The sequence below is a fragment of the Synechococcus sp. R8-2 genome (assembly GCF_047461715.1).
In the GTDB taxonomy this organism is placed as follows: domain Bacteria; phylum Cyanobacteriota; class Cyanobacteriia; order Thermostichales; family Thermostichaceae; genus Thermostichus.
Window position 1 is genome coordinate 1 of record NZ_JANSHQ010000212.1, and the last position, 923, is coordinate 923.

The 923-nt window shown below is 58.1% G+C and carries 1 protein-coding gene; it reads left to right on the plus strand.

The annotated features are described in order from the left end of the window. Positions 1 to 162: 162 nt before the first annotated feature. On the plus strand, positions 163 to 834 hold the full coding sequence (locus NW819_RS05775) for a DUF1614 domain-containing protein (protein WP_414332122.1): 672 nt from the start codon (positions 163 to 165) through the stop codon (positions 832 to 834). Positions 835 to 923: the final 89 nt, after the last annotated feature.

Consider the following 923-nt stretch of genomic DNA (forward strand, 5'->3'; position numbering starts at 1 on the left):
CCGTCCCGCTAACGCGATCGGGATATTCGCAACCTCATTTTTGGCCTTTGAGATCCTGAAACGAATAAAGTTTAGTTGCAAACCTAACTTTCTCAGGGGGCACGCAGCTGAGAAAAGTTGAACCGAGTCCTGATAGGCTGAAGAAAAGTTGGGATCCCTGCCATGTTCTACCTGCCGGTCTCGCTGCTGTTGTTTTTCATGCTGGTGTTGCTGCTGCCTTTCCTCTGGCTGGGGCTGGCAGTGGATGTGGTGGCGCTGGCGGTGGGAAAGCTGGGGTTCTCGCGGGAGGGAGCGCTGTTACTGCTGCTGGCCATCCTGGTGGGCAGCTCGGTCAATATTCCCCTCTATCGGGTGAAATGTGAGGTGACGCTGGTAGAAGACCTAGCTAGCTTGTGGATGCGGCAGTTCTGGGGGATCCCTTTGACCAAGCTTTCCCAGGAGACGGTGATTGCCTTAAACGTGGGCGGGGGGCTGATCCCGGTGCTCTTGGCCCTATACCAATTTGGGCGGGCCGACAGCGTGCTGATCCTGGCGGTGACGGCGCTGGTAACCTTGGTCAGCTACTATGCTTCCCACGTGGTGCCCGGGATCGGCATTCAGATGAATCCTCTAATTGCCCCAGCTACAGCAGCCTTGGCCGCTTTGTTCTGGGCTGGGGATCAGGCGCCAGCGGTGGCCTTTGCCGGCGGGGTTTTGGGTACCCTTATCGGGGCGGATCTCCTGCACTTGCCGGAGGTGTTGCGGCGCAATTGCTCAGGCATTCTCAGCATTGGCGGGGCCGGGGTTTTCGATGGTATTGCCCTCTGTGGCTTGTTTGCCCTGCTGCTGAGCTAAACCAGCAAATAGGTAAGGGAAAGGGTGATGGATTGGGCGGGATCCAGCCAACGCAAGTCGGGATCCCCTAAGGACTCCGTCCCGCTGGC